At 70.2% G+C, this 13,754-nt stretch carries 5 protein-coding genes; 2 read left to right on the top strand and 3 right to left on the bottom strand.

Annotation, left to right across the window (positions count from 1 at the left end):
- Positions 1 to 858 precede the first annotated feature (858 nt).
- Positions 859 to 1,794, top strand: coding sequence for an ArsR/SmtB family transcription factor (locus OG205_RS16165; protein WP_330277069.1), 936 nt, complete (start codon positions 859 to 861; stop codon positions 1,792 to 1,794).
- 3 nt (positions 1,795 to 1,797) lie between these two features.
- On the opposite strand, the gene OG205_RS16160 is transcribed toward OG205_RS16165, so the two are convergent.
- The 3 genes from OG205_RS16160 to OG205_RS16150 are packed head-to-tail and all read right to left on the bottom strand — an operon-like array spanning position 1,798 to position 4,076.
- Positions 1,798 to 2,004: an MbtH family protein gene (locus OG205_RS16160; RefSeq protein WP_330277068.1), complete on the bottom strand. Its 207-nt coding sequence runs from the start codon at positions 2,002 to 2,004 to the stop codon at positions 1,798 to 1,800.
- 16 nt (positions 2,005 to 2,020) lie between these two features.
- Positions 2,021 to 3,079: a histidinol-phosphate transaminase gene (locus OG205_RS16155; protein ID WP_330277067.1), complete on the bottom strand. Its 1,059-nt coding sequence runs from the start codon at positions 3,077 to 3,079 to the stop codon at positions 2,021 to 2,023.
- 7 nt (positions 3,080 to 3,086) lie between these two features.
- Entirely contained in the window at positions 3,087 to 4,076 is a 990-nt protein-coding gene (locus OG205_RS16150; RefSeq protein ID WP_330277066.1) for a class I SAM-dependent methyltransferase, read from the bottom strand.
- A gap of 405 nt (positions 4,077 to 4,481) precedes the next feature.
- On the opposite strand from OG205_RS16150, the gene OG205_RS16145 reads away from it, so the two are divergent.
- On the top strand, positions 4,482 to 13,754 hold the full coding sequence (locus OG205_RS16145; protein WP_330277065.1) for an amino acid adenylation domain-containing protein: 9,273 nt from the start codon (positions 4,482 to 4,484) through the stop codon (positions 13,752 to 13,754).

The raw sequence follows: 13,754 nt of genomic DNA, 5'->3' as shown, positions 1-13,754 counted from the left end.
CAGGATCACGGCCTGCGGCTGTAGTGCTAGGCCGTCATTGTATCCCGGATCCGATTGCGGACCTCGTCGCCGAGTGATGTGCGGAGCGTGGTGGAAACGTTCTCGCTATTCGTCCCGTGTGGACTATCGGGTGGCGGTCGGCGGTTCTGAGGTGCGATTTATGGGACGTGCGATGTGGAATCCGCTAAACCGCAATGCCCGTCCAGATCTCCCTCTCTGTGATCGTGCGGTTACGTGAAGTGATGAGGTGTTCATTCGTTCAAATCCTGAAGGCTTGACAGCTGGGTGATTCCTGGTGTTTCGGCCTTCTGGACGGATCGTGTCGATGTGGGGTTGCCGGAGCGTGAACTGTTGAACAGCTTACTTTATTCCTGGGTAGGTTCTGGAGCCGGCGCTGGAACCGCTTGGGAGTGTGGTGGCGATCTCTTTGTGTCTACGTGCAAAGCCTCCCGAGTGGACGGGCCGGCGTGGTAGGAGTGCTGTTCGACGAGGTGGGGGTGGGGCGGGAAAGTTCTGGACCTTGGTCAGAGTTATCGGTGAACGGTGAGTTGTGGTGCTCTTTCAGTCCTGGCTTAAATAGGGTGGAACTGCTTCGCAATGAAAAGCTTTCGAACGCTTCAATGACCTGCGGCGGTTTCCGTCTTCGGTCTGTAGTGTGTGAAGGACGCACCTGATGCGCGGTCCTGGGGGAACGCATGCCCGCGCTCGGGTGGTCGGTGCTGTGGTCGTCGCATGCGAAAGGCGGACTGGGGAGTTCGAACTGCAGATGCTCCGTTCAGTCCACATTGGAGTGGTCCTGATTCGGCCGTGCTCGCGATCGATGCTGCGGTCGGACGGGTCAACAACCGGGGGGCAAGGTTGCAGAGGATTCATTTCACCAGCGAGGATCTCGCGCGGGTGAAAGTCTCGGCGACGTTGGGCATGGGTGCTGAGACGGTGTTCGCCATGGAGTCGCTCGGACGGACGCGCGGCGGTGGGTTCTTCGGGATCTGGCGCGACCGCGTCGGTGAGCGTCTTGGTCGACGTGCCGTTCGCGTCGAACGGATGTTGCAGGTGCTGCGGCCGGTTCCTGACCTGCTGTGGCTGGTGGACGGAGGGTTCAAGGCCGACGAGAGAGCGCTGGGCAGGGTCGGGCTCAGTCGTGAGGAAGTGATGGAGGCTGCCCAGGGGTTCGGGCGGGTGGCCGTGTCGCCCTACTGGCGGCAGGTGCGCGGGTATCTGGAGACCGTGCGCGACGTCCGGGGGCGGTTGGCCATGACCGGAGGTGTTGAGCGCCTGCTGGGGACGTTGCATCCCAAGGTGCGATGGCGTTCTTCGGTGCTTGAGGTGCCGCACGAGCGGGATGTCGACGTTCATCTCGGTGGGCGCGGGTTGTTGCTGGCGCCCTCGTTGTTCCTGCACGACAACGCTGCCGCCGTGCTGATCGGTGCCGAGTGGGTCGAGTCCAGTCCAATTCTCGTGTTCGCCGCGCCGCCCGTCACCGCGGCCACGAACGCCGCCGCGGCTTTCTGGGACGTCACCGAACGCGGTGAGCAGGCGCTGGCGGCGCTGGTCGGGAAGACCCGGGCGGCGGTGCTGCAGGAGTTGGTGGAGAGTTGTACCACCGGTGAGCTGGCCGAACGGTTGAACATCTCGTCGGCCAGCATCAGCCAGCACACGTCGGTGTTGCGGGAGGCCGGCCTGATCACCAGCCGCCGCAACCGGAACACCGTGCTGCACAGCGTGACGCCGCTGGGCACCGCGCTGCTGGAGTACACGACGTACCAGTTCATGGAAGCGGCGGCCGGTGAGTGAGCATCACGCCCGTGCGGCGGCCTCACGTGGACGAAGGTCGGTCCAGTGGCCCGACACGTAGTCGAGGCACTCCTGCCTGGTGCCCGGCCCGTGGACCTCGGTCCACCCGCCGGGTACCGGGATCGCCCGCGGCCACAGCGAGTGCTGGCTCGCCGAGTTCACCAGGACGAGGAAAGTGCCGTCCGGGTCGTCGAAGGGGTTGCCGGTCATCGGAATCTCCTTTGGCTCACACGAAGGTGCGGGCGACCGCGAGGAAGGCGTCGTTGTCCGCGGGACTGCCGATGGTGACCCGGACGCCCTCGCCGGCGAACGGGCGCACCATCACGCCGTCGGACATGCTGTGGGCGGCGAACTCCGCCGCGCGGTCCGCCAGCGGTAGCCACAGGAAGTTGCCCTGCGACGGCACGAACGCGTGGCCGAGCGCGTGCAGCGCCGCTCCGACCCGGTCGCGCTCGGTGCGCACCAGACGGCAGCGCTCGGCCAGTTCGTCCGCGGAGTCGAGGCTGATCAGGGCCGCGGTCTCGGCCAGGGTGCTGACGCTGAACGGGACGCCGACCTTCGTGACCGCCTGGATCAGGTCGATCGGGCCCGCGCAGTACCCGATGCGCAGGCCCGCCAGGCCGTAGGCCTTGGAGAACGTCCGGAGGCTCACGAGGTTGCCGCGCCCGGCCGCCTCGCGCACGAGTTCCAGCCCGTCCGGGATGTCCGGGTCGGTGACGAACTCGTGGTAGGCCTCGTCCAGCACCACGACGACGTGTTCGGGCACGGCGGCGAGGAACTTCGCGAAGGCGTCGCGGTGCAGCGCGGTCCCGGTGGGGTTGTTGGGGTTGCAGACGATGATCATGCGCGTCGTCGGCCTCACCGCTGCCAGCATGGCGTCGAGGTCGTGCACCAGGTCGCCGGTCAGCGGCACGGGTCGCGGTTCCGCTCCCGCCACGCGCACGAGGATCGGGTAGGCCTCGAACGAACGCCAGGCGTACACGATGCTGCTGCTCGGGCCGTGCACCACCGCCTGCATCAGCTGCAGCAGCAAGGTGGCGGATCCGGCGCCCACGGCGACGGACCCGGCCCGAACGCGGAGGTGCTCGGCCAGATGCGTGGCCACCGCGTGCGGGCTCACCGGTGGGTACCGGTTGATGTGCGCGAGTCCTTCCGTGAGCGCGGCGGCCACCCGCGGCAACGGCGGGAAGGCGGTCTCGTTGTTCGACAGCTGGACCCGCGCGGTGGTGGGCAGCTGCTGGTAGAGGGGGAGCGCGCCGAGGTCGGGGCGGAGCAGGACGGTCATCGGTGCCTCAGCTCAGCTCGAACACGACGGCCCCGGCGAGGCTGTCGACGAGGTGCGCCTCGACGCACTTCCAGCCGGCCTCGTCGAAAACGTCCAGCCATTCGTCCAGCGTGGGCAGGTACACGTCCATCATCGCGTGGCCGAATTCGAATGCGAGGGTGAACACCGGGATTTCGTCGTCCGGCACGTCGGTGGTGCGCACGTTGTCGCCCAGCAGCAGCCTGCGGGCGGACGGGAATGCCTTGCGCAACTGCTGCAGCGAGGCGATGCAGCGTTCCCTCGGCCAGAAGTCGTGACCCATCATGAAGCAGGTCAGCAGATCGACGTCGGCGAATTCAGGTGACGGTTCGAGTTGCCGCACGTCGGCCTCGATGAACGTGAGCCGGTTACCCATGCCGGACTGGTTCGCTTCCAGTCGCGCCATGTCGATCGCGGGACTTGCGATGTCGATTCCGATACCACGTGCACCGGGGTGGCGCTTGAGCATTTGCAGAAGTCGCTCACCACTTCCCGAACCGAGGTCGGCGACCGCAGCCGGGGTGAAGTCGAGACCTTCGAAGACCGGCCAGAAGACCGGGTCGTAGAACTGCGTGTTCGCCTCCCGGCACGCGGCGCTGATGGCCTTCGCGTCACGCCGGTAGTAGGCACCCTCGCGGTTGCCGTTGCGCAGCACCGACGGGATCTCGGCGAACAGCGGCGCCGACCCCCTCATGAGCCAGTGGAACAGCGATTTCGCCTGGTAGACATCGTCGAACTGTTCGCCGGCGGTCACGGTCGACCCGTCCCGACGCACCACCCCGACGCTCGCCAGCGCGACGAACAGGCCCTGTGTGGACTGCTCGTGCAGGTCGTTCGCCGCGGCGAACTCCGGCACGTTCAGCGTGCCCGCCTCCCGTAGTTCGTCGAGTGCCCCCAGTTCCCATGCCGCGGCGATGGCGGACGCGGCCACCGCCGAATTGAAGATCTGCGCGGTCGCCCGCGTGGTCGTGCTGGTCATGGACAGCCTCCTGTCGCGCGGCGGCGCCGCGACTCCGATTTCGGAAACGGTGGAACAGGCGGGCGTCGAGAACTCGCTCGGCGTTTGCCGAATGTTCGCCCCGCGATGCCGGAACACGTGTCCGGTCGATCTAGGGCATTGCCGCGTGCAGGACTGCGAACGGCACCATTGCCCGGCTTTGCCAGCCTTGCGCAGGACGGCCCAGGATTCCACCTTCTTTAGCCACTGCCGAAACTCCCAGCTCGCGCAGACGCTCTCAGGAGTTGTTTTCAGCCTCAGCTTAAACACGTTGCCGAGGTGCCGATGCCGAACAAGACTTCGGTGTGCGGGCCCCGCAGGGGTCGTGGCGCCCGCACATTCTTCTTGGGGGATCCGACAGAACGGAGCGGCAGCGTGGATACCGTCATGCCCACGGTCGTGCACGAGTTGTTCGAGCAGTGGGCTCGGCGCACGCCCGGGGCGATCGCGGTGTCCTCGGCCGGCCAGAGCCTGACCTACGCCGAACTGGACGAGCGGGCCTCGCGGCTGGCGCGGTTCCTGGCCAGCCGCGGTGTCGGGCCTGGCGTGGTCACCGGCCTGTGCCTCGACCGCGGCACCGACCTGGTCGTCGCCGAACTGGCCGTGCTCAAGGCCGGTGGCGCCTACCTCCCGCTCGATCCGGGTTACCCGGCGGAACGGCTGGCGTTCATGCTCGCCGACACCGCCGCGCCGTTCGTGCTGAGCGAACAGCGGCTGCGCGACCGGATTCCGCACGGTGCCACCGAGATCGTCTGCCTCGACACCGACGCTGACCTGATCGCGGAGCACCCGGCCGAGGTCCTCGAGACCGACGTCGAGGGCCACGACCTCGCGTACATCATGTACACCTCCGGCTCCACCGGGCAGCCGAAGGGCGTGCTGGTCGAGCACCGCGGGATCGTGCGGCTCGTCCAGGGACAGGCCTACGCCGGACTGACCGCTGACGATGTGGTGGCGCACCTGGCGTCCGTGTCGTTCGACGCGTCGACGTTCGAGGTGTGGGGTGCGCTGACGAACGGCGCGCGGCTCGCCGTGGGACCGCCCAGGGCGGTGTCGGTGGCCGAGCTCGGCCGGTTCCTGTCCGGTTTCGAGGTCAGCGTGCTCTGGCTGACGGCGGGCCTGTTCCACGAGGTCGTGGACGCCGACGTGACCGTGTTCGGTGGCCTGCGCCTGCTGCTCGCGGGCGGCGACGTGCTCTCACCCGGCCACTGCGCGCGGGTGCTGGAACGGTTCCCGGACCTGGCGCTCGTCAACGGCTACGGGCCGACCGAGGGCACGACCTTCACCGCCTGCCACCGGATCACCGAGGTGACCGGGCCGGTACCGATCGGCACGCCGCTGGCCGGCACCACCGTGCGGGTGCTCGACGAGCAGCTGCGACCGGCGTCAGAGGGCGAGCTCTACGTCGGTGGCGACGGTGTGGCGCGCGGCTACCTCAACCGTCCCGATCTCACCGCCGCCCGGTTCGTCGCGGCACCGTCGGGCGAGCGGCTGTACCGCACCGGTGACCTGGTGCGGGTGGACGACGCCGGCGTGATCGAGTTCCTGGGCCGGACCGACGACCAGGTCAAGATCCGCGGTTTCCGCGTCGAGCCCGGCGAGACGCAGACGCGGCTGCGGCGGTGTCCAGGCGTCGCGGACGCGGTCGTCTTGGTGCGCCGCGACGACGTGGAGGGCGCCCGCCTGGTCGCCTACGTCGTCCCCGACAGCGGTGCGGTCGTCACGCCGGCGCTGCTGCGGGACCGGCTGGCCGGAGTGCTGCCGGATCCGTTCGTGCCCTCGGAGTTCGTGCTGCTGGACCGCTTCCCCCTGACCCCCAACGGAAAGGTGGACCGGGCCGCACTACCACAGCCGCGCCGCGGGGCAGAGTCGGGCCACCAGGCGCCCGACAACGAGACCGAGGCCGTGCTGGCCGAGATCTGGGCCGAGGTGCTGCCGGTCGACCGGGTGGGCACCGGGGACGCGTTCTCCGCGCTCGGTGGCGACTCACTGCTGGCCGTGCGTGTGCTGGCCCGGATCCTCGCGCGGTTCGGCGTCGAGCTCACCGTCGCCGACCTCTTCGACGCGCCGACGCTCGCGGATCTCGCGGCGAAGATCGCCGCACGTCCTGCGACTCCTGTCGCCGAGGCACCGCACCACACGCCCGGTTCGGTGTTCCCGTTGTCGTTCCCGCAGGAACGCCTGTGGGTCGCCCACGAGCTCGACCGCGACGCCGTCGACAGCAACGTGCACTTCGCCTACTGCGTCACCGGCCCGTTCGACGCCGCCGTGCTCGACCAGGCGTGGCGCGAGGTCGTCGAGGCCCACGAACCGTTGCGCACCAGGGTGGACAGCGGCCCGCGCCAGGTGATCCACCGCAACGAGGCCGCCATCACGGTGACCGATCTGCGCGGCCAGGACGCCGCCGAGCTGGACCGCCTGCTGCACCAGGAGGTCTCCACCCCGTTCGACCTCGCCGCCGGACCGGTCTGGCGGGTCCGCCTGATCAGGATCGCCGACGAGGAGCACGTTCTCGTGCTGAGCGTGCACCACATCGCGATCGACGGCTGGTCGATGGGAGTGCTCGCGGGCGAACTGGGGGAGCGGTACGCCGCCGCGATCGAGGGGCGCACGGCCCGCGTTCGGGAACTGCCGGCGCGCTACGCGGACTTCGCGCTGTGGCAGCGATCCGCGCAGACCGCGGAACAGCTGGACCACTGGCGCCGGACGCTGGAGGGCGCGGCACCGCTGCAGCTCCCGACGGACCGGCCGCGGCCCGCGCTGCGCACCTCCGCGGGCGCCGAGCACCGGTTCCAGCTGCCCGCCGGCCTCACCGCACGGCTCGGGTGGCTCGCGGAGGCGGCCACGACGACGGTGTTCACCGTCCTCGTGGCCGCCTGCCAGGTGCTGTTCGCCCGCTACAGCGGTCAGCGCGACGTGGTGGTCGGCACGGCTGTGTCCGGTCGCGGCCGGGTCGAGTTCGAACAGCTCATCGGCTGCTTCATCAACACGGTCGCGCTTCGGTCCACAGTGGATGCCGCGCTGCCGTTCACGGAGTTCCTGGGGCACGTGCGCACCACCGTGCTGGAGGCGTTCGCTCACCAGGACGTGCCGTTCGAGCGCGTCGTCGCGGAGGTGCGCCCCGAGCACGACCCGAGCCGCACGCCGCTGGTGCAGGCGCTGGTGGTGCTGCAGAACACCCCAGCCGAGCCGCTGCGGTTCGCGGGTTCGCGGGTCGAGCCGCGGGTGTTGCCGCACGTGTCGTCCATCTTCGAGCTGACCGTCGAGTTCACCGAGCACGACGAGGGCATGGACGTGATGGTCGAGTACAACACCGACCTCTTCGACGCCGCGCGGATCGAACGCATGGCGGGCCACCTGCACGTGCTGCTGGACCAGCTCACCACCACGCCGGACCTGCCGGTCGGGGAGCTGTCCGTGCTGACAGCGGGCGAACGCAGGCAGCTCGCGGAGTGGAACGACACCGCCGCGAGCCACGACCTCGCTGTGCCCGTGCACGAACTCGTGGCCCTGCAGGCACAACGCGACCCCGGCGCCGTGGCGGTGGTCTGCGGGGATGGGGTGCTGACCTTCCGGGAGCTCGACGAACGGGCCAACCGCATCGCGCATCACCTCGTCTCCCTCGGCGTCGGCCCGGACGTACCCGTGCCGGTGTTCCTGGACCGCGGTGCCGACTTCGTGGTGGCACTGCTGGGCGTGCTCAAGGCCGGTGGCGCGTACGTGCCGCTCGACCCGGACAGCCCGGCGGCCCGGCTCGCGTTCGTCGTCGCGGACACCGGCGCTCGTGTGGTGCTGACTCAGCGCTCTGTCGCCGCACGCATGTCCGAAGTGGACGTCGAGGTCGTCCGGCTGGACGAGGACTGGGCCACGATCGCGCAGAACCCCTCCACGGCACCGGAAACCTGCGTCACGTCGACCGACGTCGCGTACGTCGTCTACACCTCGGGATCGACCGGCAGACCCAAGGGCGTGATGGTCGAGCACCGCTCGCTGACCAACCTCTGCCGTTGGTACCACGACTTCTACGACGTCACGCCGCGCGATCGGTCGTCGCACCTCGTCGCGCAGGGGTTCGACCCCGTCGCGCTGGAGCTCTGGCCGGCCCTGACCGCCGGTGCCTCGGTCGCGGTGGCGACGCAGGACGTGCTGGACGACCCCGCGGTGCTGGTCCGCTGGATCGCGGAGCAGGACGTCACGCTGTCGGTGATCATCACGCCGCGCGTCGACGCGGTGTTCGACCAGCTCGGCCACGTCGGCACGAGCCTGCGGGTGGTGATCGCGGGCGGTGACGTGCTGCGCCGCCGGCCGAGTGCGGAGTTCGGGTTCCTGATGGTGAACCACTACGGCCCGACCGAGGCGACGGTTCTCGCGACCGGGAAGGAGGTCGAGCCGGAAGGCGCCGTCGAACCCGGTGTGCTGCCGACCATCGGCGTGCCGGTCGCGAACACGACGGTGCACGTGCTCGACCCGCACGGTAACCAGCTGCCGGTCGGCGTGCCCGGAGAACTGCACATCGGCGGTGTCTGCGTCGCCCGCGGGTACGTCAACCGGCCCGAGCTGACCGCGACCCGGTTCGTGCCCGACCGCTTCTCCGCCGATCCGGACGCTCGGCTGTACCGGACCGGTGACCTCGTGCGGCGGTTGCCCGATGGTGAACTGGACTTCCTCGGCCGCGTCGACGACCAGGTGAAGATCCGCGGCTACCGCGTGGAACCCGGTGAGGTCGAGGTCGTGCTCGCCGAGCACCCCGAGGTCGCGGCGGCCGTCGTCGCGGCGCGGGAGGACGCGCGGGGACGCGTGCGCCTCATCGGGTACGTCGTGCCGGTCGGGGCGGACCCGGAGGTCTCCGCGCTGCTCGACCACCTGCGCGGTGTGCTGCCGGAGTACATGGTCCCGGCCGCGGTCGTTGTGCTGCCGGAGTTCCCGCTCACCTCGCGGGAGAAGGTGGACCACGCCGCGCTGCCCGAACCCGAGGCCGCCGCCGACCGGCACGTCGAGCCGCGCACGGAGGTGCAGCGGGTGCTCGCCGGGATCTGGGCCGACGCGATCGGCGTGCCGCGGGTCGGCGTCGAGGACAACTTCTTCACCCTGGGCGGCGACTCGATCGTCGCCATGCGGGTCGTGGCGAAGGCACGCGACGTCGGACTTCGGCTCAGCGCGCGGGACCTGTTCCAGCGGCCGACGATCTCCTCGCTGGAGCTCGTGGCCACCGGGGAACCGGTCGTCATGCGGTCCGTCCGGGTCGAGGGCCGCGCCCCACTGACACCGATCCAGCGGTTCTTCTTCGGCACCTTCACCCCGTCCGCGCCCTTCCACCAGCACGTGACGCTGGCACTGCCGGACGTCGCGCCCGCCGTCGTCCGCGTGGCGGTCGAGGCTCTGGTGGCACACCACGGTGCGTTGCGCACGCGGTTCGGTGCGGAGAACGGCGTGTGGTGGCAGGAGGAGACCACCGCGAGCGTCGAGTTCGTCGAGGAGGCGGACCCGGACCGAGCCGTCGCCATCGCATCTGCCTCGACCGACATCACCGAGGGCAGGCTGCTGGGAGCCGTGCTGGTACAGGGGAACCTGACGCTCGCGGCGCACCACTTGGCCGTGGACGGTGTGTCGTGGCGCGTGCTGATCGACGACCTGCGCAGCGCGATCGACCAGGCGCGGCGCGACGAACGGATCGTGCTCGGCACCGCCACCGACTCACCGGCGGCGTGGGCGAGCAGGCTCACCGGTCACGCGGCGGCGGGTGGCTTCGACGACGAACTGGCGCACTGGTTCGCGCTGAGCGACGCCGGCGTGACCCTGCCCGTGGACGGAACCGGGCCGAACACGGTGGAGAGCACCAGGATCGTCCGTGCCGGGCTCGACGCGGACACCACCGGGAAGCTGCTGCGCGAGGTGCCCGCGGCGTACCGGACCGAGGTCGCCGACGTGCTCGTGGCGGCACTCGCGCGGGTGCTGTCGGCGTGGACCGGCCAGCGGCGCGTGCCGCTGGGCATGGAGGGACACGGCCGCGAGGAGCTGTTCGACGACCTGGACGTCACGCGCACCGTCGGCTGGTTCACGACGCGGTTCCCGGTCGTGGTCGAGGCGGGCGGTGACTGGGGTTCCGCGCTGAAGTCCGTGAAGGAACGGCTGCGCGCGGTTCCTCGGCGCGGACTGGGTTACGGCGTGCTGCGTGACGCGGGCCGGGTGCCCGAACTGGACCCGCCGGTGGTGCTGAACTACCTCGGCCAGTTCGAGGACACCGTCTCGGAGATCGGGCTGCACCAGCACCCCGGCGACACCAGGCCGCACCTCGTCGACGTCGTCGGCACGGTGCTCGGCGGAAGCCTGGAGTTCCGCTGGTACTACTCGGAGAACGTGCACGACGAGCGGACGATCACCAGGCTCGCCAACGACTTCGTGGCCGAGCTTGCCGCCGCCGTGGCGCACTGCCTCGCGCCGGGCAACGGCGGGCGCACGCCCTCCGACTTCCCGCTGGCGGAGCTCGACCAGTCCACCGTGGACGAGATCGTCGGCGTGCGCCGGGACGTCGAGGACGTCTACCCGTTGACGCCCACGCAGAACGGCATGCTGTTCCACAGCCTGATGGACACCAGTGGCACCGCGTACTTCGAGCAGATCTCCGCGGTCCTGGACGGCGTGCGCGACCCGGCGGCACTGGCGGGCGCGTGGCAGCGGGTGGCCGACCGGATTCCGGTGCTGCGCACCGCCTTCGTGTGGGAGGACCTGCCGAGGCCGTACCAGGTCGTGTACGAGCACGCCCGGATCCCGGTGTCCGAGCTGGACTGGCGGGACCTGGGCGGAGCCGAGCTGGACGCCGCCGTGGCGCACTACCTGGACCAGGACCGGAAGGCGGGGCTCGACCTCGGCGAGGCACCGCTGGTGCGGGTCGCGATCATCCGGCTGTTCGACACCAGGGTTCGTCTGGTGTGGACGTTCCACCACGCCCTGCTCGACGGCTGGAGCGGGATGCAGGTGCTCGCCGAGGTGCTCGGGGAGTGCGCGGACGATCCCGTTCCCGTTCCCAGGCGCCCGTACCGCGACTACGTGGAATGGCTGGCGAACCAGGACTTCACCGCCGCGCGTGAGCACTGGCGTGGTGAGATCGGTGGCTTCGAGGCGGCCACGCCGCTGCCGTTCGACCGGCCCAAGTCCGGCCTGCACCGCACCGTGTCGTCGGCACGGCTGGTGGTCGAGTTGCCAGAGGAGCTCACCACCCGCGTGTACGAGACGGCGAAGCGGGCGCAGGTGACGATCAACACGGTCGTCCAGGGCGTGTGGGCGCTGCTGTTGTCGCGCTACAGCGGTGAGGCCGACGTGTGCTTCGGCGCGACCACGGCCGGGCGTCCGGCCGGGCTCGCCGGTGTCGACCAGATGGCGGGCATGTTCATCAACACCCTTCCGGTGCGGGTGGACGTCGACCCGGACGCCGACGTCGTCACGTGGCTGCGCGAGCAGCAGGCGGCGCAGGCGGCGGCCCGGCAGTACGACCACGTCTCGCTGACGGAGATCGTGGAGTGGTGCGACCTGCCGCGCGGCCGGGACCTCTTCGACAGCATCGTGGTGTTCGAGAACTACCCGGTCGAACCCGCCGCCGGCGACGTTCCCTCCATTGTGGACATCGGCTCGACGAGCGGCACCAACTACCCGCTCAACGTGGTCGTCTACCCCGAGGACGCGCTGTCGTTGTTGTTGCACTACGACCCGGCGTTGTTCGACCCGGCCACCGTGCGGCGGATGGCGGGACACCTGCGGACGTTGTTCGAGGCGATCGCGTCCGGTGGCGGACGGGTCGGCGAACTGCCCGTGCTCACCGAGGCCGAGCGGACCCAGCTGACCGGCTGGGCGAGCACGGGGCCTGCCCGGACCGGCGGCCGTCTGCACGAGGTGATCAGCGCCCGTGCCGCGACCGCGCCGGACGCCGTCGCCGTGGTGCACGACGGTGTCGCCACGACCTACGGCGAACTGGACGCCGCGGCGAACCGGCTCGCGCACCACCTGTCCGCGCTGGGCGTGGGCAGGGACGTGCTCGCCGGGGTGTCGGTGCCGCGCGGCACCGATCTGGTCGTCGCCGTGCTCGCGGTGCTCAAGGCCGGTGGCGCGTACGTGCCGCTGGATCCCGACTACCCGGCCGACCGCCTGACCACGATGCTCGCCGAGACCCGGCCCCGCGTGTTGCTGACGTTGCAGGACCAAGCGGACCGGTTCACCGAGTCCGATGTGGACGCCGTGCTGCTCGACCGCGAACGTGAGGCTGTCGCGGCACTTCCGGCGACCGCACCGGACGTCGAGGGTGACGATCGAGACCTGGCGTACGTGATGTTCACGTCCGGTTCCACGGGCACGCCGAAGGGTGTCATGGTGGAGCACCGATCGCTCTTCAACGTCGTGCAGGCGATCAACGAGACGTACGGCCTGACCGAGGACAGCAGCGTCCTGCAGATCTGCTCGATGAGCTTCGACGGTGGTGTGCAGGACATCTTCTCCACCCTGGTCGCGGGAGCCACGCTCGTGCTCTCCGGCCCGGACGCGCTGCACGACCCGGCGGCACTGGCGAGGCAGCTGCGCGCGGACGGCATCACGGTCGCCTCGCTGCCGCCGGCCGTGCTGGCCGCGCTGGACCCGGCCGAGCTCGACGGGCTGAAGTGCGTCGGCACCGGTGGTGACGTCTGCCCGGTCGAGCTCGTCGAGGCCTGGGCGCCGGGCCGCACGTTCGTCAACATCTACGGCCCGACTGAGTCCACTCTCGCGGTGACGCTGTTCCCCGCAAGGGCAGGTGCGGGACAGCGCAGCGTGCCGCTGGGCGAACCGATTCCCGGTGTGCGGCTGCACGTGCTCGGCACCACGCTCTCCCCGGTGCCGGCCGGTGTGACCGGGGAGCTCTACATCGGCGGTGCCGGCCTGGCGCGCGGGTACGCGGGCCGGCCGGACCTGACGGCGGAACGGTTCGTCGCCGACCCGATCGGCGCTCCCGGTGAACGCCTCTACCGGACGGGCGACCTGGTGCGGTGGCGGCCGGACGGGCTGCTGGAGTTCGTCGCGCGCGTCGACGACCAGGTCAAGATCCGCGGGTTCCGGGTGGAACCGGGCGAGATCGAGAACACGCTCATCCGGCACCCGCTGGTCGCCGAGGTGGTGGTCGCCGCGCCCAGGACCGAGTCCGGGACCAGGCAACTGGTCGCGTACGTGGTTCCGGCGCCGGACGCCACCGAACCCGTCGGCGACACCCTGCGCAGGCACCTGGCGAAGTCGCTGCCGGACTACCTGGTGCCGTCGGCGTTCGTGCGACTGCCCAGGCTGCCGCTCACCCCGAACGGCAAGGTCGATCGCAGGGCGCTGCCCCGGCCGTCGCGCGCCGACGTGCTCACCGCCGCCTACCGGGCTCCCGCCACCCCGACCGAGGAGGCGCTGTGCCGGCAGTGGGCCGAGGTGCTCGGCCGCGACGAGGTGGGGGCGGACGACGACTTCTTCGCGCTCGGCGGCGACTCGATCAGCAGCCTGCGCCTGATGTCGCGGGTGCGGCGGACGTTCGGTGTCGAGGTGACGCCGCGCGACCTGTTCGACGCGCCGACCGTGGCGGGGCTCGCGGAACGGGTCGTCGACCTGGTGCTCGCGAAGCTCGAGAACGACCTCGCGCTCGGCGCGAGCGGCCGGAACTGA

Origin of the sequence: Lentzea sp. NBC_00516, assembly GCF_036346835.1 — a bacterium.
Lineage (GTDB): Bacteria > Actinomycetota > Actinomycetes > Mycobacteriales > Pseudonocardiaceae > Lentzea > Lentzea sokolovensis.
Note: the sequence above shows the minus strand (reverse complement) of the source record. Positions and strands in the feature narration are given on the sequence as shown.

Bases quoted from the DNA above. Each gene is read 5' to 3' on its own strand.
- OG205_RS16160 (WP_330277068.1), bottom strand. From the start codon at position 2,004: ATGACCGGCAACCCCTTCGACGACCCGGACGGCACTTTCCTCGTCCTG.
- OG205_RS16150 (WP_330277066.1), bottom strand. From the start codon at position 4,076: ATGACCAGCACGACCACGCGGGCGACCGCGCAGATCTTCAATTCGGCG.
- OG205_RS16145 (WP_330277065.1), top strand. From the start codon at position 4,482: ATGCCCACGGTCGTGCACGAGTTGTTCGAGCAGTGGGCTCGGCGCACG.
- OG205_RS16155 (WP_330277067.1), bottom strand. From the start codon at position 3,079: ATGACCGTCCTGCTCCGCCCCGACCTCGGCGCGCTCCCCCTCTACCAG.